The following is a 19353-nucleotide window of genomic DNA, read 5'->3' on the forward strand; positions in this document are numbered from 1 at the left end:
GCGCCCACGCCCGTGAACCGCTAATCCACGCGGGACACCCGCCGCGCTGGCGGGGCCATTTTTATGCGGAGTGTTTGCATGTCTACCCCCCTTCGTCTGGGCATCGCCGGTCTTGGCACCGTCGGCATCGGTGTGGTGAAAATCGTACAGATGCACAGCGAGATGCTTGGCCGTCGCACCGGGCGCGACATCTCGATTTCCGCCGTCAGCGCCAGTTCGCGCACCAAGGATCGCGGCGTCGATATCTCGGGCTACGCATGGGAGGATAATCCCGTCGCCCTTGGCTCGCGTGAGGATGTGGATGTCGTCGTCGAATTGATCGGCGGCGAGAACGGCGTTGCCAAGGCGCTGGTCGAAACCGCGCTGGCGCATGGCAAACATGTGGTGACGGCGAATAAGGCCCTGCTCGCGCATCACGGCAATGCGCTGGCGCAACTGGCCGAGGATAACGGGCGCTCGCTGCGTTATGAAGCGGCGGTGGCGGGCGGTATTCCGGTGATCAAATCGCTGGTCGAAGGACTGGCCGCGAACCAGATCACCCGCGTGATGGGGGTGATGAACGGCACCTGCAACTACATCCTGACGCGGATGGAAAACGCCGGACTGCCCTATGACGAGGTCTTCGAGGAGGCGCGCAAGCTGGGCTTTCTCGAGGCCGATCCCAATCTGGACGTCGGCGGCATCGACGCGGGCCATAAGCTGAGCCTGCTGTCGGCGATTGCCTTTGGCACCAAGGTCGATTTCGAATCGGTGGTCTTGCAAGGCATCAATGCGGTGTCGATTGACGACATCAAACTGGCCCGCGACATGGGCTATTCGATCAAACTCTTGGGCGTCGCGCAGATGACCGGCCGCGGGCTCGAGCAGCGTATGTCGCCCTGTCTGGTGCCCGAGACGCACCCCTTGGGGCAGCTGCAAGGCGGCACCAATATGGTGGTCATCGAGGGCGATTCGGTCGGCCAGATCGTGTTGCGCGGCGCCGGTGCCGGCGAAGGCCCGACCGCCAGCGCGGTGATGGCCGATGTGATGGATATCGCCCGCGGGCTGCAACTGCCGACCTTTGGCCAGCCCGCCGAAACGCTGGTCGATGCGCCCCCCGCTGTGGTCAGCACCGGCGCGCCTTGGTATCTGCGTATGGTGCTTTTGGACAAACCCGGTGCGCTGGCGAAAATCGCCACGATTCTGGGCGATTGCGGGGTCTCCATCGACAGGCTGCGGCAATATCACCATGACGAGCCTCATGCGCCGGTGCTGATCGTTACACACAAAGCCTCCTCGGATGATATCACCCATGCGCTCGAGATGTTCGAGGATTGCGGCGTGGTGGTCGGCGATCCGATGGCGCTGCGCATCGAGACCGTCTAACGCCGCCGCACACGCCCCCTCCAGACAACGCGCGGCCCGAAACCGGCGCCGCGCGATGTGCAAATACCCCAATCCCAAGCATTTACGGCGTCTGCGCCCTCTTCGCGCTTGGCCTGAAGGCAGCGATTGTCTAGAAGCAATCCTGAGCAGAAAATCTGACGCAGACCACCAACAAGGGACAGCCCATGCACGATTCACCGACATTCCACGACCGCCTGCTGTCGCTGGGCCTCGCCCGCGTCTCTGAAGCTGCGGCACTGGCCTCGGCGGAATGGATCGGCCGCGGCGATGAAAAAGCCGCCGATCAGGCCGCCGTTAACGCCATGCGCAACCAGTTGAACATGCTGGAAATCGCCGGTGTCGTGGTCATTGGCGAGGGCGAGCGGGACGAAGCGCCGATGCTGTTCATCGGCGAAGAGGTCGGCACCGGCGACGGCCCGGCGGTGGATATCGCGCTTGACCCGCTGGAAGGCACCACGCTGACCGCCAAAGACATGCCCAATGCGCTGACCGTGATCGCGATGGCGCCGCGCGGCACGCTACTGCACGCGCCCGATGTCTATATGGACAAACTGGCGATTGGCCCCGATTACGCGCCCGATACCGTCACGCTGGAGATGAGCCCCGCCGAGCGCGTCGCGGCGCTGGCAGCGGCGAAAGGCTGCGACGCCAAGGATATCACCGTTTGTATTCTCGAGCGTCCGCGCCATGAAGAGCTGATCGCCGAGGTCCGCTCCACCGGTGCAGCGATCCGGCTGATCACCGATGGCGATGTTGCCGGTGTGATCCATTGCGCCGAGCCCGAAATCACCGGCATCGACATGTATATGGGCTCGGGCGGGGCGCCCGAGGGGGTGCTGGCCGCCGCTGCGCTGAAATGCATGGGCGGGCAGATCTACGGCCGCCTGCAGTTTCGCAATGACGATGAGCGGGGCCGCGCCGCCAAGGCAGGGATCACCGATCTCGACCGCGTCTATACCCGCGACGAATTGGTCACCGCCGATGTGATCTTTTCGGCCACCGGCGTGACCAGCGGCTCGATCCTGCAGGGCATCGTGCGCGAGCCCGGCTGGGTGACCACCGAGACGCTGCTGATGCGCTCGAAAACCGGTTCGGTGCGGCGCATGAGCTACCGCACGCCGGTGTAACCGCTGGATTTCAGTCCACAATTATAACCCGGCGACCTGCCCGTCGCCGGGTTTGTCATTTTGCGGCGAGATCATTGCTGCGGCGCTTTTACAATTTGGAGGCATCATGGCGTATCTGAATGTTGAAACTTCGCTGACCGGTCGGCGCTGGGTCGGCCCCGCGCAGGATGTCGAGCGCCGCGCCGAGGCGCTGGCCCAATCCACCCGCCTGCCGCCGGCGGTCTGCGCGGTGCTGGCACGCAACAAACTGGACGCCGCCGAGGTGCCCGGCTTCCTCGCGCCCTCCCTGCGCGATCTGCTGCCAGACCCGATGGTCCTGCGCGATATGGAGCCCGCCGCCGAGCGTCTGCTGCAGGCCCTGCAGGCGCGCGAGAAGATCGCGGTGTTTGCCGATTATGACGTCGATGGCGGCGCTTCGGCGGCGCTGTTGCTGGTCTGGCTGCGCCAAATGGGCCATGATGCGACGCTCTATGTGCCCGACCGGATTGATGAGGGTTACGGCCCCAACGAGGCGGCGATGGAGGCGCTGGCGCAAGATCACAAGCTGATCGTCTGTGTCGACTGCGGCACCCTCTCGCACGCACCGATTGCCGCCGCCAAGGGCGCCGATGTGGTGGTCGTCGATCACCATCTGGGCGGCGAGACCCTGCCGCCCGCGCTGGCCGTGGTGAACCCGAACCGGCAGGACGAGAGCGGCGATCTGGGCCATCTCTGCGCCGCGGGCGTGGTGTTTCTGCTGCTGGTCGAGATGAACCGCCGGCTGCGCGGGCGCGAGATCAAAGGGCCGGACCTGATGGCGATGGTCGATCTGGTGGCGCTGGCCACGGTGGCCGATGTGGCACCGCTGATCGGCGTCAACCGCGCCTTCGTGCGCCAAGGGCTGCGCGCGATGAGCCAGCGCAAACGGCCCGGATTGGTCGCCCTCTCGGATGTGGCGCGGGTCGATACGGCGCTGAAATCCTATCATCTAGGCTTTGTGCTGGGCCCGCGGGTCAACGCGGGCGGGCGCATTGGTGCCGCCGATCTCGGCGCAAGGCTCTTGTCGACCACCGATCCGATCGAGGCCACCCGCATTGCCGCGCAGCTCGACCAATTGAACGAAGACCGTCGCGCCATCGAGGCCGCCGTGCGCGAGGAGGCGCTGGCACAGGCCGAGTATCGCGGGCTTGACGGGCCGCTGGTCTGGGCCGCCGCCGAAAACTGGCACCCCGGTGTGATCGGCATCGTCGCAGCACGGCTTAAGGAGGCCACCAACCGCCCCGCCGTGGTCATCGCGCTCGATGGCAATGAGGGCAAAGGCTCGGGCCGCTCCATCGGTGGCGTCGATCTCGGCGCCGCGATCCAGCGGCTGGCCAGCGAGGGGCTGCTGCTTAAAGGTGGCGGGCACCGGATGGCGGCGGGGCTGACCGTGGCCCGCGACCAGCTTGAGGCGGCGATGGAGCGGCTCGGTGAGTTACTAGCGCGGCAAGGTGCGGGCAGCGGCGGCGCGGGCGATCTGCGGCTCGACGGGTTGCTGATGCCGGGCGGCGCCACCGTCGATCTGATCGAATCACTCGAGAGCGCCGGTCCCTTCGGCCAGGCCGCCCCTGCCCCGCGCTTTGCCTTTCCCGCAATGACCATCCATGACGCCCGCCGCGTTGGCGCCAACCACCTGAAAATCCGCTTTGGCGACCTTGGCGGGCCGAATCTCGAGGGGATCGCCTTTGGCGCCTATGACACCGCGCTCGGACCCGCCGTAGAAGGCGCCGGACGCGCCAAAATGCACCTCGCCGGGCGCATTGACCTGAATTCCTACGGTGGTCGGAACAGCGTGCAACTGCGTTTGGATGATGCTGCACTGGCCTAAACCGGTGTTTTTGTAAGGCAAGTCAAAAAGTTCTCAAAGATTGGGAAAAACCCTCTTGCACCCGCAGCAGCGCTGGCCTAAATACCGGCTCACGCCAAGGGGAACACCCCGACAGCACAGAGTGGCCCGTTCGTCTATCGGTTAGGACGCCAGGTTTTCAACCTGGAAAGAGGGGTTCGATTCCCCTACGGGCTGCCACTTTTCCATTGATATCAAGGCGTTGCTGGTAAATGGGCCAATCTGCCCCTACTGTGCCCCTAAACAGCGAACGCTTGCGCAGAGCGAATCTCGCAATGTTTGGTCGCAAGATAATCTGAGCAATACTCGGTACACTCGACTGCCGTACTCGAAGCGTAGCCCCCACCCCCCGGCCTATCCCAGCTTTGACAAAAGTTCCGATTATCCACCGCACGCACAAAATTTGTCGTTCGCCAACTTTCCTGTCAGACTAGACAAAGCATGTGGCGACGATTGGCCAGCGGATACCGCAGGGTCAGCTGCGATACAATTCGCCTTGGATGTCAAAGTACGCGGTGCGAATGTTCGCAATGTCTCCGAGCCTCGCCTTCGCATCGGCTGTCGTGCCGTAGCGCGCGGTTAGATAGTCCTTGAGCTTGCCTGTCGCCAACTCCGGTGATCCATGCTCTTCATAAGATTTGAGAACACCCAAGAGAAAATCGCGCATTGGAGCATCAACAGAATTAAGGGCAGTACTCCGAGTCCTGTCGGCTCTCGCAGTTCGCGTCTGCGGCGACGTTGCAAACAACACATAGGCGAGCACATCATAAATGTCGCTGTCGGTTGCGTCGATTAAACGCCGGATATCCCTTAAGCGGCTTTGATCAAATCCACGATCCAACAACTGACTGAGAAACCTTTCTCGATTGTCAGGATTACTCCAAAGATCTCGAAGCTGCTCTTCATCTGCGACTAGATTTGATAAATGGCCGAACAGTTGATTAACAAGCTGCGCCGCCGTGATTGGCTTGCCATCGGCATTCCAATAAGTGGTCGTTGCAGCATATACGATCTGCCTTGCTTTTCCATCTGACAGTTTGATCACCGTCTTTTCTCGGGGTGGATCGATTGGGTCGTCGCCAACAGGCTGAGGGGGCTCACCACCCGATTCTGGCCCTGCTGGCGGCGTTCCCGGACTGCTGGCAGGTGCGGCCGGCAGTGGCTCGCCGTCCCATTCCGGATCATTAAAGTTTTCGTGAGCTTTGACGAAATCCCAAACCGTAAAGAATTCCTTACCATCGAAAAGACGCGTTCCACGGCCAATAATCTGCTTAAACTCGATCATCGACCGAATGGGGCGCATGAGCACGATATGCCGGATGTTGCGGGCATCAACTCCAGTGGAGAGCTTCTGCGAAGTAGTCAGGATCGTCGGGATGGTTTTCTCGTTGTCCTGAAAATCCCGCAGATACTGCTCCCCAAGTGCGCCGTCATCGGCGGTCACGCGGTGGCAATAATCGGGATTGTTGCTTTGCTTCACCTGATTGATCAGGTCGCGCACAAGCGCGGCATGCTCCTGCGTTGCACAGAAAACCAATGTTTTTTGCCGCTGGTCGATTTGATCCATGAACTCTTTCACGCGGCTCAGCTCGCGCTCGGGGATCACGATCCTTGAATTAAAATCACCTTCGGTGAACTTTTCGCCCTGCTCGACCTCACCCGCGATCACTTGGTCGATACCGTCATAGACATAATCGTCAATGGTGCTGATCATCTGCCGCACCTTGAATGGGGTCAGGAAGCCATCTTCGATCCCGTCACGTAGGGCGTAAGTGTAAACTGGCTCGCCGAAATAGGCGTAGGTGTCGGCGTTGTGCTTGCGCTTGGGCGTGGCGGTCAGGCCAAGCTGGGCTGCGGGTTCAAAATACTCCAGCAGCCGCCGCCACTCGCTTTCGTCCTTGGCCCCGCCCCGGTGGCATTCGTCGATCACGATAAAGTCGAAAAAGTCGGGCGGGTATTGAGTATAAACCGGTTCGCCCTCCCCAGTCATGAAGGTCTGGAAGATGGTGAAGAACAGGCTGGCGTTCTTGGGCGGGTTGCCCCGGTTCTTGCGGATCGTGTCGGGGTCGATTCGCGTGACGGCATCGCTTGGGAAGGCGCTGAACGCATTGTAAGCTTGATCGGCGAGGATGTTGCGGTCGGCGAGGAACAGGATGCGGGGGCGGCGGGTCGGTTCGCCCGACAGGTTCCACTTGGCCTGAAACAGCTTCCACGCGATCTGGAACGCGATGGAAGTCTTGCCGGTGCCGGTGGCAAGCGTCAGCAGGATGCGGCGGTCGCCTTTGGCCAGTGCTTCCAGTGCTGCATTGACGGCCTTGTGTTGGTAGTAGCGCAGCTCCCACTTGCCGCCGTCTGTCTCGAAATCAACGGCCCCGAAACGTTCGCGCCATTTGTTTTGATCGGCAAAGGTGCGGTCCCAAAGTTCGGCGGGCGTCGGGAAGGGTAAGGCCATGTCGGCCTCGGCACCGGTCAACATATCTATCTGATACCAATTCAGCCCGTTCGAGGCATAGGCGAAGCGTGACCCTAGTCGTGTGGCGTAGTCTTTGGCCTGGCCGACCCCGTTGCGGTGACTGATCCCGGCGCGCTTGGCCTCCAGCACCGCCAGTTTTTGGCCCTTGTGGACCAAAACGTAGTCCGCCGACAGTCCTTTGCCGCGCGTGCCGCCCGACTGGATGCGCCCTGGGCAGATGACCTCACGCCGAACCCTGGAACCCTTCCGCCCCCAACCAGCCGCCGCAAGGACGGGGTCTATACGCTCGGCACGGGTATCGGATTCGGTTTCGTCGTGAAAGCTCATTTCTCGGCTCTTTTCTTCGCTCGCCTTGCTGCCAGCTTAAGTTTCTCTCGCTTTTTCTTGCCTATTTTCATAGGTATAGGCTTTGGTTCTTTTGGTGGTCGAAGGGTGCCCGCGTCAAACTCGGCTTGAGTTTGCGCAAGTCGCTCGGCGGCAACTTTTATCAAATGCTGGTGCTGCGCTTCTTTTTCCGCGGTGGTCAATGCACCAATACCCTTTGACCTTGACGCTTTCTTTTTCAGTTTACTTTTTCTATCACCAGAAAGCCAATCCGACCAAGAATTGATAATCGTAGAGCCGCCGTTGTATCCGCCTTTTCCCATCTCGTCCTCTCAAGTCAATTCGCCTCCAAAGGCTTTTTGCAACAGGGATTGGCGGAGGTCGTCGAGGGATTGGAGTTTGCGCGAATAGTCTTTGACGAGGGTATCAAAGTCGTTTGCGATACTTTCGATGCGTTCAACCATAGCCGCTTGTTGATCGAGAGGCGGGACAACAAACGTGATCTGGCGCACGTCACGTATGTTGATTTGCATAAGCGCAGCGCCGTAAGTCCCTGCTCTGATTTGATCTTGCACGGGCTTGGAGCGGAATTGGTAATACCCAAGCTTCTGATCCATGCGTCCCGGTTCAAATCGTACAGGAACGATACCTCTTGTCACGTTGGCACCTTTTAGTTCCTCGGATGCCATTGCGAGAACTCCGGTGCTACCTCGGACACAAAGCAGAATTTCAGTTCCTTTCAGCTTGGTGCGGGTGTAACCATTTGCCCGTGCGGGATCGATCTGTTTGAGTCCATTTAAGGTGATTATCCGTCGGCCAAGATCGGTCGGACGCACAATGGGCAGCCCGCCCGACACGTCATCGCCCGGCTGAACGATGCCATAGGATAACGTGCAATCACGTTCGACAAGCTCTTGTAGCGGTGCGCTTATCCAATCCGCAGCATGACGAGTAAAGATCGCACCAAGGTAACTCTCAAACAAATCTTGTGCGTTTTGGACGTTGGCTTCGGCGTGGGCGCGGGCGCGGGCCAGACCCTCGAAGGCCTCGTCCAGAACCGCAACAATCCGCTGTTGTTCTTCGAGCGGCGGGAGGGGGATTTCCCAATCCTTCAATATCTTAGTGTTGACTACCTGCTGTGCTGATCCCACACGTTTTCCTAAAAGGTATGTCTGTGCGAGTGGCGAAGAAATCAGATGGTGCAGAAATCGCGAGGATAACTCCGGTTTTGGACGAATAAGGATTACATTCGCGCAATTCGCCTCTCCGAGTGAGGGCGGCACAATTCCGCACTTCATTGTATCCGTTACAACACGTGTAAGCAGGAGGTCACCACCCTTAAGCTGCGACTTCTTTAGCGAGGAATGGAATTCTGGCGTGATGTATTTCAGATCCCTCAACAGAAGGCCATCTGCTCCAACGTTTTGCGTTCGTAGAAAGGCGACGCCGGTATCGCGATAATATGGGGAGGTCGTGCCGACATGGCCTACACTTACTTTCTCGCAAATTTTGGAGAGGGGAAACTTCTTCCACGCAGAGCTCACAGCATCCCCCGAATGTCTTCGAGAATTTGCGCCGTTTCGGCATCCCGCGCCAGCATGGCGGCAATGATTTCTTCAGGGCTGCGCAGGGCCTCGGCCTCGGGTGCGTTGGGATTCTTGACTGACAGATCGTAGGTGGCCTCATCCAGATCGGCGCGTTTGACGACCCAGCTTTTCGGCCCATTGGGGCGGCTGGGTTGCAGCTCCACGAACTCCGCCAGATCGTCGTCGTTCAGCGGGTTGGTTTTGCCCATGCTGCGCCCCGGATCGAGCTGGTAAAACCAGATATCCCGCGTCGGTGCGCCCTTTTCAAAGAACAGCACCACAGTCTTGACCCCCGCGCCCTGAAACGTGCCTGACGGGCAATCAAGGATGGTGTGCAGTTCCGCCGCCTCCAGCAGTTCCTTGCGCAGGGCGACGCTGGCGTTGTCGGTATTGCTAAGGAAGGTGTTCTTGATGACGACCGCCGCGCGGCCCCCGGCCCTCAGCTTGCGGATGAAGTGTTGCAGGAACAGATAGGCGGTCTCTCCCGTGCGGATCGGGAAGTTCTGCTGCACCTCGCGCCGCTCGCCTCCTCCGAAAGGGGGATTGGCGAGGATGATGTCGTGGCGGTCTTTTTCTTGAATATCCATCACGTTCTCGTTGAGTGTGTTGGAGTGGACAAGGTTCGGGGCCTCGATCCCGTGCAGGACCATGTTCATGATCCCGATGATATAAGCGAGGCCCTTCTTTTCCTGTCCATAGTAGGTCTTGGTTTGCAGGGTCTCGAAGTCGGAGGCCGACAGATTGTCAGTACGCATGTAGTCATAGGCTTCGCAGAGGAAGCCCGCAGAGCCGACGGCACCATCGTAGATCGTCTCGCCGATCTTGGGGTTGGTGACCTTGACCATCGCGCGGATAAGCGGTCGGGGCGTGTAGTACTCCCCTCCATTGCGGCCTGCATTGCCCATTCGGCGGATGCGGGTCTCGTAGAGTTGCGACAGTTCATGCCGCTCGGCTTGTGTGTTGAACGAAAGGCTATCCACCGCTTCCAACACGTCACGCAGGATATATCCGGAGCGGAATTTGTTGCGCAGTTCGGTGAAGACCTCGCCGATCTTGTATTGGATCGTCTGCGGGCCGGTGGCGGACTGGCGGAAGGAGGCGAGGTAGGGAAACAGCTCCTGATCGACAAACTTGATCAGGTCGTCGCCGATGCGGGCCAAATTGTGGTCAAACTCGCCATCCGTTTTCGGTGCTGCCCAATTATCCCAGCGATACACCCCGCGAATAATTGGTGAATAGCTTGTTCCATCAAGTTCGGCTCGGTCTTGTCGCTCAATCTCTAGGTCATGCAGATACTTTAGGAACAACACCCAAGAAGTTTGCTCAACGTAATCAAGCTCATTTCCGACGCCTTCCTCTGCCCTAAGGTCTCTCTCGATTTTGTTAAATGCGTTCTCGTACAACCTGTACACCTTTCAAAGCGTCTTTTTGCCCATAGAACAACGTAGAATTGTTTTGCGCAAGCTATGCTGACTGCCTCCACCTTAGCTGACGGCTCGGAAAAAGGCTGATATAATAATCGAAGCCATGCACGATGGGCCTGCAATCGGTGAAGGTTGAAGCGGTGCGAGTGGGAAATCAAACAGCCAGTCACATAAAAAAGTTTCGCGAAGCCAACGAACTCGTGCGCCGCGGCGGCCCTTGCGCGCCGAACTGCGGAGCCCGGACGCGAACTGGTACGCTCTGTGCGCAACCGCCCATTCGAGAGGGGAATGGGCGGTGCTTGAGCCATGCGGGGCCAAAAGCAGCGAACGCGCACCGTGCTGCTCAACGCCGAGCATTTGAAGCAGGCCGGATCAGCCCCGAAACTTGGAACCGGGCAGAAGCACGGCGTGCAGCAAACCGCCTGACACGCGAATGGAAGAAAGACCCTTGGCTGCAGGGCAGCACCATTGACTTAGCCGAGCACGAGCGCGCCTTCCGGGACGCAGCGGGGGTGGGTGTGGATGCTCTGCCCCCGGCAGTGCTGGATTGGTTGCGCTGGCGCTATCGGCGGACGCAGATAGACCGGCAGAACGGCGGAGCGTGGCTCAAGGCGCTGCGGCATGAATTACCTCGGCGCGTAGCCGCAGCAGGGCCGCGTCCGGCAGGGGGTACGACGCATCCGCAAATCCCAATGAGCGCGCCCCGGACGTGGATTGTGGACGCCGGACGTGCCGCAAACGCAGAGGGGATGCCCCGCCGAGCTCTGCCGGACAGGCCACGCGCACCCAAGGTCCAACGCGGTAAAGGCTACGGGCATCGCGGTCGCCCCCGGACACAATCTGCGGACGCGGACGAGTTCGCGGACCTCATGCGCATTTATCGTGAACAGGTAACTATTCTGGAGCCGATTATGGAAGTTATGCGTGGTGAGGAAAAGCAATTGGCTGTCTTGCGCTTGTTGCGCGATGTGTTGACGCGCCCTGACGATATTGGGGCGCGTCAACGGTGGTTAGCCTTGGTTATGGCCGGACGGGGCGGTGAACACCCATAGCGGCGTCAAGAGCGTTTATGAACTCGCGCCCCCAGAGCAAGCTGCTTGATGCCCCTTGCGCCGTTAAAGGTAAGCCCGCCGAAGTCCATTTCTATGTCTTGCGGCACTGAAGCACAGGCAGTGAGAGCGACGCTGCGCTCACCAGCGTTGCCGGGTTCATCATCAGCATCACCAATGAAACGTTCATCTGGTCTGCCACTTGCGCCAGACTCCAGATGACCTCGCAGAATTGCTCTTCTTCCCGAGCGGATGGGGAGCGTGGCGGCGGTGCAGCGCCATCAATCAAGTATACGCCCAATTTATTACGCCCCGAAGCAGGGTCGGCGCGGCGAATGATGCAGGGAACCTGCGCAGCGCCGGGCCGCGCGTGAGGTATGACTTTCTTCCCCGGCTTGCCAGACGCGGTAGCGCAGCCGACAAAAGAACCGGCATTCGCGATAGCGCGTAAGGCGGCGATTGGCACTTGCCCAAGGCGGAATTCCCGCTCTGGCCGCTCGTTGAACCAACGGTCTGCCTTTTTCAACCATGGGTGCTGGCTGTTTTGTTTCATGAAAAAATTCTCCTATAGTAGCGGGACTGCGATAAGTCGTCCCGGTAGGCAAACCGTTAGAACCTCTCTTTCTGCGCTCATTTGCGCCAGTCAGTGCGCCAGTCGCGTCGTCTCTATGCCCGGCAGGGGGGCTGTGTGAGAAAGCCTGCAAAATGCCTGCGCCAGTCAGTAAATCCCCTAAGGGAAAACTCTACTGGCGCAGGGCTTCGCCCTTAGGTGGCGAAAGCCTGCGCCCATGCAGGTTTGTGACAGTGCGCGCCAGTAAGTGCGCCAGTCAACGTTCAGTGGCGCAGTCGCTAATATGCCCCTTGCCGGGGCAAAGAACTGCTTTTGGCGCGGCCTACTCATGTGGCTTTCCCGTCTGTTCCGTGTCCACAGGGTCACCCATGGTGATGCACGCGCGCGTCTTGCGGTCGCTGCACTTTTCGTCCCCCCGCCGCAGCCAGCCCTCTTGCAGCCCTTGTGCGACAATGCTCGCCACTTCGTTATGTGCGATGTGTTCTTCGTACGACCTGTCGTCGGCTGCGGTCCCGGGGGCGGCAAGGCCGTAGCCAAGCACGTCCGCGATGAAACGCCCCACCCATCCGGGAGATAAATGGCTTGCGCGCCGTTCGTCCGGAGCCGCCCCTGCCAGCGCCGCTTGAATGTCCGCCTTCTGCGGCAGCGTGATGCCTGTCTGTCCTTTCACGGGCGGCGTCCAGCGCTCCACTGTCTGGATGTGATCGCCGTCAGGGTATTCCTGTGTTTGATTGTTCAGCGGCACGCCTACCAGCCGCATCCAGCGCGCCCCCTCTGCCGGGGCGAGGTTGGCCTTGCCGTTGTCCACGCGAATGTATTGCTGCCGGACATCCGGCGAGACGCCAAATTTCACGGCATCTTTCTCGCTCATGTTCCCCAATTGGCGAACAATACGCGCACCATCCACGAGCGCAGACGCGCCCCGCGACGCAGCTGCTCCGGCACCTGTCATATCCATCGCTGCGACCTTACTTGTGTGGTGAACCAATAGGATCGCCACCCCCGCCTTCTCTGCAATATCGCGGAGCGCCCCCAACAACAGGTTAATTGCATCGTTGGCGTTTTCTGGCAGGCCGTGCATGGCGCCAATAGGGTCCAAAACGATCAAGTCCAGACTCAATGCCTTTGCCGTTTCCACGAACCAATCCACTACGCCCGGCACAATTTCAGCCGCGCCCGAAGCTCCTAACTGCGCCAACTGGATCGGGAGATTGCGACCAGACGTGAGAAAAAGCCTACCGTCAAGATCGTTGTGCGAAACGCGGTGGTGCGTCATTACAGCAGCCAAGCGCCGTTTCTGCTCATCTTCACCGTCCTCGCCGTTATGGTAGAGCACGTTCAGCGGCTTATGTGGCTTGTCTCCATCCAGCAACTCGCACCCGCTCGCCATAGCAACTGCCTCGGCCATCGCCAGCGCGGACTTCCCGACGCCACCCGGCGCAACCAGAAGCCCGACATTGCCGCGGATGTAACTACGACCATAAAGCCACTGCCGCGGCGCAAGTTGGTTAGGCGAAAATGGGCCAACAGGCCGGAGCGGTGTCGCAGAAAGCCCCGCCTTGTTCTCTGCGGCTTGTGTCGCAAACGCATGCCTTGCTTCGGCGGCCTTCACCTCAATACGCCCCGTTGGGTTCGTATTTTCAAGCATCTGCATTAGCGTTCCCCAACCCGTGCCGGGGTCAACAATACCGTCCCAAGCCGCTTGGTCGTGAACGGGATCGCCACCCCACTGCTCACACCATGCAAGCCATGCTTCCCGCCCTTCTGCCTCGATGCCCGCGGCCAAGCAGGCACCTTTAACGGCATGGCAAACGTCCAACCAATCGTCGCGATTGTCGAAGGGGCCATCATTCGGCAGACGCTCAAGCGACAGCCGAAGGAGGTCAGCGCTGGGCGCGGGCTGCCCTGTCTTACGCTCACCGTCGGCGGTGTAGCGGCTGGCACTGCCTGAAGTTCTGGCGTCAGCAGCCCCCCTGCCGGGAAGGCCATTTGTCCGGGCGATACTCTTAATCGCCTGACAAACTTCTGCCAACGGACGCGATACGTTCGAACGGGTCGCATCGGCAGGTTCCGGCAGGGCGAGACAAGGCACGCTGCCCCGTTTGCGCTTTGTCGCGGTTGGCAGGTTTACCGTGTAGGGCAAGCGCGCAATGCGCGGCGGGTCGCTCATATCGTCTGCGCCGAGGCTCCGCATCGCGTCCGCCGCTGGCGTGGTACTCGCCGCGTCCGTAGCATCACAACGCAACCAAACGTGATGCCCGTTGCCGCTGTCCAGAACCAATGCCGGACCCTGCTCCCGCAGCGCGCACAGCGTCCGAATCCAATCCGGGTCCGCGTCCGGCGCGTCCTTCCCGTCCAAGTCCAGCACCACCGCCCGGCGCACTGCTACGTCCGCAGCGCTTGCCGCCCGCGTTGTTCCAGCCATTTCCGCCTTGCGAGGGTTTGCGCCAAAATAGATATTCTTGCGCCCGATGTGCCGCGCAATGAACTCGGCTAAGGCGGTGCGGTCTTTGTCCAAGCGCCCGCAGAACGCCACTGAGCCGCCCCCTGCCGCGTCAAGGGCGCGCAACTCCACCACGTCTCCGGCTGCGAACAGCGGCGCAATCGCGTCCAGCGCCATGCCCGCAGAGGGGCCACGCGCCAATTCCGTGCAGATCGCATCCACCAGCGCCTTGCCGGAAAGCATGCCCATTGCAATGCGTCCAGTAATATTCTCTGCGCTTTTCGCGTCCACGAGGCCAGCGTCGCGAGCGTTTGCCAGAAGTAGCAACTGCTCCATGACCGTGGTGTCAGCTTGATTTGGCAGTTCTGTTTTGGTATCGATGTCCAGCACGATGATGATGCTTTCTAGGGCCGCTCACCCATGCAGGGGTGGCGGTCTTTTTCATTACAGTATGAGGGTTTGAGCGGCGAGGCGCTCTTGTTTGCGCGCTTCGATCCAGTCGCGGACTTCGCTTTCCGGCCATGCCGAAATGCGGCGCACCTTAATCGGGCGCGGAAAACCACCCTGCCAAGCAGGGCGCCGCATGGCTTCGTAAAGGGTAGTACGGCTTAGCCCGGTTAGGGACTTCACGTCTTGAAGACGCAGCAGACGATCAATGTCTATGTCTGTGGTGCTGTTCGGGCTGGTTGGCATTGTGAAACCTCCGTGATGTTCACGGACTTCCTCGCCCATTCACGGACACAACGCGGCGGTAGAAACTACCCTACTTTCTGCTGCTTTTGGCGCGCGGCTTGCCGGGTCCGCTGTTGGCTAGTTCGACGACTTCCGCCAATTCTTCATTTGACGCTGCATATGGGCTAGACAAATCGCCTGCCTGACCCGCCACGAGCGCTGAGCGACCGAACTCACCCCTCCTACCGCCTAGAGCTTTCAGCCAGCGGTCCAATCTTGTTTTTTCCGCATCGTCGCCCATCAAATCGCGCCAGACAGCGTCTTGGGTCTTGCCAGTATGCCCGATACGCCAAAGAACGGTTCCCACAAGCCTTTGCCGCGCGTAGCGAATGAGCGCAGTTGCTGCCTGCCGGTTGGAGTAAAGCATTTGGGGCGCAGCCTCGCCCATGCCGCCCGGTCCCTCCAGCATTTGCAAGAGGTCAGCCACAACGGCTCCGTGGTTGAAGTTGGAAGGCAATACAGAGACGTGATCCGGCGAGGCACCAAGCCCTAGGATAAGCTGCGCCAGCAAGCGGATATGATAGGCGCGGTGCTGGCGGCTATTAAAAGTCGAGACAGGGCTTTGAGGTACTTCATTTACTGCCTCTAAACCCGCTGCATGCAGGTTTTCTGTTATGCCGCGCCCCTGCGCCACCGCTGCGATGAAATGCCAGAAGCCCCCCTCATTCAGTGCGCCTGTACCATTGCTCCCTTTGGCTAGAAGTTCGGAAAGCATCCTATGAAGATGTTCTTCCGGCACCGGGGGAATAGCGCTGTCCGTCACGCTTTGCCTCCTGCCGCCGCGTGCAGTCGAACAGTATTGCCGTCGCTCGCCTGCCCCCCTGCCGGGGTTGCGCCATTCAAATAGGTGTTCCAATCTTCCATCAATGCCCGGCGGCGCTCAACTGTGCTGCCCCGTACATAAGCCTGCTCAACCGCGTCAAGCTGGTGGGCAAGCTGTTCCTCAATCAATTCGCGCGGATACTCAGTGCATTCACCGGCCCAAGTCCGAAAGGTCGCGCGAAGCCCATGAACGGTCATTCGATCCCGATAATTCATTCGCGTAAGCAGCATCATCGCTGCATTCTCACTAAGCGGCCCGGTGCCCTTTTCGTTTGGGAAAATCAGGTCTGCGGGGCTGGGGTCGCGTCCACGCATAGCGCGATGCTGCGCGCGCATTATTTCCAAAATCTCGATCATTCGGGCAGTAAGAGGCATGTTGTGGCCGCGCCTCATCTTCATACGCGCAGCAGGTATCAACCAAACTGCACGATCCATATCCATTTCGCGCCATACGGCCAACCGAGCCTCGCCCATCCGGCAGGCGGCAAGTGCTATGAACTCGGCCATAAGCGCCGTAACAGCACTCTCCTGCCGGGTCCGCAGCGCCGCTATGAAGCCCGCGGCCTCATCATAGGGCAGCGCGCGACGATGGCCGTGTGTCAGTTTCCGTTGCGGGGATAATGTGTGGTTGAACTGCCGCCATGCCGCCGGGTTATCCCCTTGATAGGCTCCGTTCTGGATGGCATACGAAAACAACGCCTCAAGCCGCCCACGGACGCGACGTGCCGTATCGTGCGTCGTGTCCCATATCGGACGAAGTACGGCCAATACATCCTCGCGGGTTACGTCGCCTAGCGGCTTTTCACGCAACGCAGAAGCCTGCTCCGTAAATGTCCTTTCCCACTGCGCCGCCTGCTTTGCGCTACTGAACTCCTGCACCTTGCCCGGCAGAAAAACGTGATCCGCATAGTGGCCAAATGATACAGAATTTGCCTCAACTTGCTCACGCAAGCGACTTTCCTTAGCGATGCGTTCGGCCTCCGCTATGGGGTCCAACCCATCAGCGATAGCTGCGCGCGCGGCGGCTGCCGCCCGCCGGGCAGACGCAAGACTAGTGGCAGGGAAAGGGCCAAGACCCATTTCGCGCTGCTTCTGGCCGCGCATCTTGTAGCGCAAGGACCACCGCCCGCCTCCATTGGCGGTAACGCGCAGAGTTAGGCCACCGCCATCGTTTAGCATCGCGCCGGGCTTGGCGTTCTTGACCGCCAATGCTGTAAGTCGATGGATTCCTTTTGCCATATTTGCCCCTTAACTGCCCGCTTCCACGCGTGGAAGCCTAAACACTGACACTGCCAACAGCGCCGCTATCAGCACCACCGAAATGCCCCTTCGCCAGCCGAAAAGGCCTTGCACGAGAGGCACAGGCAAATGCTGTTCCGCACGAGCCAACTTATGCACGCCGACTGGTCCTTAAAACATGCCCGCGTGCTTTTGCCACAGTGTGCAGTTGCCAGCGCTCGCAGGGCGGTAATCGTCATTGAACAAGGCCCCTCTTACAATTCCTGCCCCCAATCCTGCCCCTAAAATTTAGGGGCTGTCAACGGCTTCCGGCGGACCTCCACGGACACCTCTCGACCCTCCATCAATGCAAGCCGTTGTTTATAATGTATTTTTAGGATACTGCCGAACATCCTCGGACGGTAGTTTATCTGCCCTACGGGCTGCCACTTTTCCCTGACAATTGATCGACTTACCGGTGTTGCCATTTGGCAATGGCGGCGTATCGCGGCTTGACCGGCGGGGCAAAAGCATGATGCTGTAACGCTTGAAAATCGGGGGAAGGACGCAACATGACTCGGCTATTCACGATTGCACTGGCCACATTGATACCGCTTGCGGGCTGCGTGGGCACCGGTGGTGTCACCGAAGAGGGCTATCTGACGGAATTGCCCGAGGGGCTGGCTGACTCGGCCGCACCGGGGCAGAACCTGACGACGATTCGCATTCTGCCCGAGGACGGCTGTTATTGGTATGAGCATGTCGGGCCGGTGGAAACCACCATCCTGCCGCTGCGCACCCGCGACAACCGGCCGATCTGCTCGCGCGCGCAGGGCGAAGAGGCGGCGGCGTAAGCGATCCGGGCGTTTGCTGGATGCAAGTTGGAAGGGGGGCTGGCTGCTCCCCTTTTTTGCCTGCGATGAGGGGCAAGGAGCGTTGAGCTATCAGCCCCGCATGAAAGGCGTGCTACGCCCCGCCCCCCTATCCGCCCAAGCGCGCAGAAAACACTCGCGCGCGGCATTGGCTGTGCTAGGCTTTGCGCATGGCATGGAAACCCCAAGGCTACCCCGATCTCTCGCCCTACCTATTGGTCAGGGATGCCGAGGCTGTGCTGACCTTCTGCGAGCGCGTGTTCGACGCGACCCGCCTGCGGGTGATCCCCAGAGACAGCGGCGGCATCATGCATGCGGAGTGCCGTATCGGCGACAGCGTGGTGATGATCGGTGAGGCCGAGGGCCCGCCGGCGATGCTGCATCTCTATCTCGACGACCCAGATGCGGCTTTTGACCGCGCGGTGGCGGCGGGTGCTGAGGTGATCCAGCCGATGATGGAAAAGGGCGACGGGGACCGCCGCGGCGGTGTGCGCGCGCCGGATGGAACGCAGTGGTTTCTCGCCCGACAGATGGACGACTAAACGGCGCTGACTGGACTGCACCCGCAGCGGTGAGCGCTGTTGCTGCGCCAACGCCGCCGCAGTGCAACCGGCGACCAACCAAACAAATACCGCGCCACGCTACTGGCCGCCGAGAGGGTGCAGCCACGCCACCCGATCCGCGCGATGAAAAACGGGGAACAGCGCTGGCTGCTCCCCGTTCTCAACTCACATCCTGTAGTGGCGCCTAACAGGCGCGCGGGATCAGGCCGGATAGAGATGCGCGGTAGCGCCGACTTCGACCTGCTCATAAAGATCAATGATATGCGCCATCACCATCCGCACGCAGCCCGAGCTGGCGCGGCGGCCGATCGACCAAGCCTGCGGCGTCCCGTGGATGCGCAGATAGGTATCGCGGTTGCCCGCATAGAGATAGAGCGCGCGCGAGCCCAAGGGGTTCTCAGGCCCGCCCGGCACGCCGCCGGCGAATTCGGCATATTGCGGATCGCGGCGGATCATATTGGCGGTCGGGGTCCACTGCGGCCAGCGCGCCTTGCGACCGATGCGGAAGACGCCCGGTTCATAGAGCTCACCGCTGCCGATGGCGACGCCGTAGCGCATCGCCCAGCCGTCCTCGCGGATGTGATAGAGATAGCGCGCCACCGCATCGACATGGATGTCGCCGGGCAGCAGGCCGGGGTTGGCGCGCACCAGACGCGGCAGGAACCGCGGCGCGATGCCCCAAGGGTTGGTCACCGCCGGATCGTAACCTGCGGGCGTGACCTGCGCATCCCACTCGTCCCAGTTGCTCGGACTGGCCAAGGCAAGATTCGGCGCTGCCAGAGCGGCGCCCGATGTCAGCAAGAAGTTACGTCTATTCAGCACGGAATTTGTTCCTGAAATACCCAAGTTCACTTTGTAATATAATGCGACGAACCGCCCGAAGGGTAAACCGTGGCACG

Annotated in this window: 15 protein-coding genes and 1 tRNA gene; 6 read left to right on the forward strand and 10 right to left on the reverse strand. The window is 60.3% G+C overall.

Annotated features, from left to right (window positions below; translation table 11 throughout):
• Positions 1-78: 78 nt before the first annotated feature.
• From DDE20_RS01820 to DDE20_RS01835, 4 genes are all read left to right on the forward strand, one after another.
• The gene (locus tag DDE20_RS01820; RefSeq protein ID WP_116556730.1) at positions 79-1365 is read left to right on the forward strand and encodes a homoserine dehydrogenase; all 1287 of its coding nucleotides are present in this window, start codon (positions 79-81) and stop codon (positions 1363-1365) included.
• 185 nt (positions 1366-1550) lie between these two features.
• Positions 1551-2513, forward strand: coding sequence for a class II fructose-bisphosphatase (gene glpX, locus DDE20_RS01825; protein WP_116556731.1), 963 nt, complete (start codon positions 1551-1553; stop codon positions 2511-2513).
• A gap of 106 nt (positions 2514-2619) precedes the next feature.
• Entirely contained in the window at positions 2620-4359 is a 1740-nt protein-coding gene (gene recJ, locus DDE20_RS01830; RefSeq protein WP_116556732.1) for a single-stranded-DNA-specific exonuclease RecJ, read from the forward strand.
• Positions 4360-4482: 123 nt separating this feature from the next.
• A tRNA-Glu gene (locus tag DDE20_RS01835) sits at positions 4483-4557 on the forward strand.
• Positions 4558-4852: 295 nt separating this feature from the next.
• Here the strand turns inward: DDE20_RS01835 and hsdR are convergent.
• The 9 genes from hsdR to DDE20_RS01880 form a co-directional block, all read right to left on the reverse strand.
• Positions 4853-7177, reverse strand: a complete 2325-nt coding sequence (hsdR, locus tag DDE20_RS01840; RefSeq protein WP_116556733.1) for an EcoAI/FtnUII family type I restriction enzme subunit R — start codon at positions 7175-7177, stop codon at positions 4853-4855.
• Positions 7174-7497 carry a hypothetical protein gene (locus DDE20_RS18880; RefSeq protein WP_133240314.1) on the reverse strand — a complete coding sequence of 108 codons (324 nt, stop codon included), beginning with the start codon at positions 7495-7497 and terminating at the stop codon, positions 7174-7176. Before DDE20_RS18880 ends, hsdR begins: the two co-directional genes overlap by 4 nt.
• 9 nt (positions 7498-7506) lie before the next feature.
• Positions 7507-8718 (reverse strand): restriction endonuclease subunit S, encoded by a 1212-nt coding sequence (locus DDE20_RS01845; protein WP_116556734.1) that lies wholly within the window; start codon positions 8716-8718, stop codon positions 7507-7509.
• Positions 8715-10163, reverse strand: a complete 1449-nt coding sequence (locus DDE20_RS01850; RefSeq protein ID WP_116556735.1) for a class I SAM-dependent DNA methyltransferase — start codon at positions 10161-10163, stop codon at positions 8715-8717. Before DDE20_RS01850 ends, DDE20_RS01845 begins: the two co-directional genes overlap by 4 nt.
• A gap of 1164 nt (positions 10164-11327) precedes the next feature.
• The gene (locus DDE20_RS01860) at positions 11328-11786 is read right to left on the reverse strand and encodes a hypothetical protein (RefSeq protein WP_116556737.1); all 459 of its coding nucleotides are present in this window, start codon (positions 11784-11786) and stop codon (positions 11328-11330) included.
• A gap of 340 nt (positions 11787-12126) precedes the next feature.
• Positions 12127-14637: an AAA family ATPase gene (locus DDE20_RS01865; RefSeq protein WP_116556738.1), complete on the reverse strand. Its 2511-nt coding sequence runs from the start codon at positions 14635-14637 to the stop codon at positions 12127-12129.
• A gap of 54 nt (positions 14638-14691) precedes the next feature.
• Positions 14692-14940 (reverse strand): helix-turn-helix transcriptional regulator, encoded by a 249-nt coding sequence (locus tag DDE20_RS01870; RefSeq protein WP_116556739.1) that lies wholly within the window; start codon positions 14938-14940, stop codon positions 14692-14694.
• Between the two features lie 70 nt (positions 14941-15010).
• Positions 15011-15742, reverse strand: a complete 732-nt coding sequence (locus tag DDE20_RS01875; protein ID WP_116556740.1) for a hypothetical protein — start codon at positions 15740-15742, stop codon at positions 15011-15013.
• The gene (locus DDE20_RS01880) at positions 15739-17040 is read right to left on the reverse strand and encodes a tyrosine-type recombinase/integrase (RefSeq protein ID WP_116556741.1); all 1302 of its coding nucleotides are present in this window, start codon (positions 17038-17040) and stop codon (positions 15739-15741) included. The genes DDE20_RS01875 and DDE20_RS01880 overlap by 4 nt, the downstream gene beginning before the upstream one ends.
• 551 nt (positions 17041-17591) lie before the next feature.
• Between DDE20_RS01880 and DDE20_RS01885 the strand changes: the two genes are divergently transcribed.
• Together DDE20_RS01885 and DDE20_RS01890 are read left to right on the forward strand one after the other, a co-directional pair.
• Entirely contained in the window at positions 17592-17873 is a 282-nt protein-coding gene (locus DDE20_RS01885; RefSeq protein WP_240607807.1) for a hypothetical protein, read from the forward strand.
• Between the two features lie 188 nt (positions 17874-18061).
• Entirely contained in the window at positions 18062-18433 is a 372-nt protein-coding gene (locus DDE20_RS01890; protein ID WP_205961600.1) for a VOC family protein, read from the forward strand.
• A 222-nt stretch (positions 18434-18655) separates the two neighbouring features.
• Here the strand turns inward: DDE20_RS01890 and DDE20_RS01895 are convergent, their stop codons facing one another.
• Positions 18656-19276: a L,D-transpeptidase gene (locus DDE20_RS01895; RefSeq protein ID WP_116556743.1), complete on the reverse strand. Its 621-nt coding sequence runs from the start codon at positions 19274-19276 to the stop codon at positions 18656-18658.
• Positions 19277-19353 lie beyond the last annotated feature (77 nt).

This window comes from Pararhodobacter oceanensis, from assembly GCF_003076755.1.
Classification (GTDB): Bacteria; Pseudomonadota; Alphaproteobacteria; order Rhodobacterales; family Rhodobacteraceae; genus Pararhodobacter; species Pararhodobacter oceanensis.

Bases quoted from the DNA above. Each gene is read 5' to 3' on its own strand.
- DDE20_RS01820 (WP_116556730.1), top strand. From the start codon at position 79: ATGTCTACCCCCCTTCGTCTGGGCATCGCCGGTCTTGGCACCGTCGGC.
- glpX (WP_116556731.1), top strand. From the start codon at position 1,551: ATGCACGATTCACCGACATTCCACGACCGCCTGCTGTCGCTGGGCCTC.
- recJ (WP_116556732.1), top strand. From the start codon at position 2,620: ATGGCGTATCTGAATGTTGAAACTTCGCTGACCGGTCGGCGCTGGGTC.
- hsdR (WP_116556733.1), bottom strand. From the start codon at position 7,177: ATGAGCTTTCACGACGAAACCGAATCCGATACCCGTGCCGAGCGTATA.
- DDE20_RS18880 (WP_133240314.1), bottom strand. From the start codon at position 7,497: ATGGGAAAAGGCGGATACAACGGCGGCTCTACGATTATCAATTCTTGG.
- DDE20_RS01860 (WP_116556737.1), bottom strand. From the start codon at position 11,786: ATGAAACAAAACAGCCAGCACCCATGGTTGAAAAAGGCAGACCGTTGG.
- DDE20_RS01870 (WP_116556739.1), bottom strand. From the start codon at position 14,940: ATGCCAACCAGCCCGAACAGCACCACAGACATAGACATTGATCGTCTG.
- DDE20_RS01880 (WP_116556741.1), bottom strand. From the start codon at position 17,040: ATGGCAAAAGGAATCCATCGACTTACAGCATTGGCGGTCAAGAACGCC.
- DDE20_RS01885 (WP_240607807.1), top strand. From the start codon at position 17,592: ATGACTCGGCTATTCACGATTGCACTGGCCACATTGATACCGCTTGCG.
- DDE20_RS01890 (WP_205961600.1), top strand. From the start codon at position 18,062: ATGGCATGGAAACCCCAAGGCTACCCCGATCTCTCGCCCTACCTATTG.